Source organism: Ruminococcus sp. Marseille-P328, from assembly GCF_964249465.1.
Classification (GTDB): Bacteria; Bacillota; Clostridia; order Lachnospirales; family Lachnospiraceae; genus Blautia_A; species Blautia_A faecis.
In genome coordinates, this window is the sequence record NZ_CAXUBQ010000045.1 from 17,828 (window position 1) to 19,717 (window position 1,890).

The window sequence follows — 1,890 nt, forward strand, 5'->3', positions numbered from 1 at the left end:
GTGACAGCAAAAAAGATATAACTGAAATTCCTGCTTCCGGCAAGCACACCTGGAATAACGGCGTAATCACCAAACCTGCAACAATTGCAGAAGAAGGCGTAAAAACATACACCTGTACTGTTTGTGGTGTAACGAGAACTGAGACAATTGCCAAGCTTCCAATGCCAACCGTGACTCCGGTTCCAACAGCCACACCAACACCGGCAATCACTTCTGCCCCAACTGTAACACCGACTCCATCCGTTTCAGTTGGAACAAAAATTACAGATAAAAAAACTGGAAACATATACAAAGTTACAAGCAGCCGTTCTTCCAGCCAGACAGTTGCCTTTATTGGAAATAAAGTAAAAACCAGTGTCACCATTCCAACTACAATAAAAATAAAAGGTGCCACCTACAAAGTAACTGAAATTTCCACCAATGCTTTCAAAAATAACCGTAAGCTGAAAAAAGTGGTAATTGGTCAGAATATTGTAAGAATAGGTAAAAATTCATTCTACGGCTGCAAAAAACTTACTTCCATTACCATCAAATCCAGCCGGCTTACATTAAAGAACATTGGCAAAAACGCATTCAAAAATACAAGTCCAAAAGCTACTGTAAAAGTTCCGAAAAAGCAGAAAGTTCTTTATAACCAGATCCTTAAGAAACGGGGACTTAATAAAAAAGCTAAAGTCAAATAAATAATCTTTAAAACACAAAGAACCGGATTCCGCAAAGTGCTGGATATCCGGTTCTCTGTATTTTTCCGCGAGAGCTGCTTTATTTACTCCACCGACTCGGCTGTTCCTGGCAGATCCGGTTCCACTGGCAATCGCCGCAGATTTTCGTTCTTTTTCCCGTTTCAATGATTTTTTTCTGTACTGCTTCGGTAAATTCCGGGAATGCAAGTTTCTGACCTTCTTTTAAGCCGCATTCTGCCAGCACTGCATTGTCATATCTTTTCACCTTCTCGGCTGCCTCGCAGATTCCCTGGCTATTGTTTGGACAGGCTGAGCAGATTTCGTCAGTTTTTACTGTGAGACAAACATCTGCCCCTTTTGTAAAAAGCTCCAGCATTTCCTGCATATGGGCTGTAAATCCAGTGCTGTAGCCGTTTCCGATAAAAAACGCCAGGCACATCCCGTGATGAGGGCGAATGGGATATGTCTGACGTTCTTTTTTACTGCATTGGTACAAGCTTGCGTACCCTTCTGGACAAAACAAATGCCAAAGCAATCTTCACAAGATCAGGAATGATAAATGGAATTACGCACCAGCCCAGTACGGTTCCAATTCCAACAGCTCCTGTTGTACGTGTGTATACAACCATAAACCAGATAGTTCCCATTGCATAGCAGACGATCAGGCCGACTACCATGGAAAGAATCTGAATAACAGGCTTTTTGCCCCAGAGGGATTCCATTGCCCACATTACCAGGGCGGAGAAAAGAAATCCGATGATGTAACCGCCGGTATTGTTAAGAAGAATACCAAGTCCTCCTGAAAATCCTGCAAATACGGGAACACCAATAACTCCAAGTAAAATGTAAACCAGTACAGCCAGGCTGCCTCTCTTTCCACCAAGCACACCAACAGCCATAAATACACCAAATGTCTGTAATGTAAACGGCACTGTCATCGGAATGGAAATCCAGGAACAGATTGCGATCAGTACGGCGAAAATAGCTATGTATGCCAGGTCGTATGTTTTTGTCTTTGTTGCGGTTACGGTACTCATATTCTCCTCCTCGAGTAAATATTATTTTTGTCAGATACAATCTAACACAGTTACGTTACAATTGTCAACCTATTATTTATTTTTGGTTTACAATTCTATGAACCATTTATGATAATGTCCTAATATACCATAAAGGAAAATGTCCCAATGTAGTATAATGCTTCCATCAA

At 41.4% G+C, this 1,890-nt stretch carries 3 protein-coding genes; 1 reads left to right on the forward strand and 2 read right to left on the reverse strand.

Annotated features, from left to right (window positions below; genetic code table 11):
* A partial coding sequence (locus ACESTK_RS19945) for a leucine-rich repeat domain-containing protein (RefSeq protein WP_373120592.1) occupies positions 1-683 on the forward strand: 683 nt, incomplete at its 5' end.
* Positions 684-762: 79 nt separating this feature from the next.
* On the opposite strand, the gene ACESTK_RS19950 is transcribed toward ACESTK_RS19945, so the two are convergent.
* Together ACESTK_RS19950 and ACESTK_RS19955 are read right to left on the reverse strand one after the other, a co-directional pair.
* The gene (locus ACESTK_RS19950) at positions 763-1,179 is read right to left on the reverse strand and encodes a DUF1284 domain-containing protein (RefSeq protein ID WP_306467730.1); all 417 of its coding nucleotides are present in this window, start codon (positions 1,177-1,179) and stop codon (positions 763-765) included.
* Complete coding sequence (locus ACESTK_RS19955) at positions 1,163-1,720, reverse strand: biotin transporter BioY (RefSeq protein ID WP_118577975.1); 558 nt, start codon at positions 1,718-1,720, stop codon at positions 1,163-1,165. The genes ACESTK_RS19950 and ACESTK_RS19955 overlap by 17 nt, the downstream gene beginning before the upstream one ends.
* Between the last annotated feature and the right edge of the window lie 170 nt (positions 1,721-1,890).

Coding starts and splice junctions, on each gene's coding strand:
- ACESTK_RS19955 (WP_118577975.1), bottom strand. CDS start 1,720: ATGAGTACCGTAACCGCAACAAAGACAAAAACATACGACCTGGCATAC.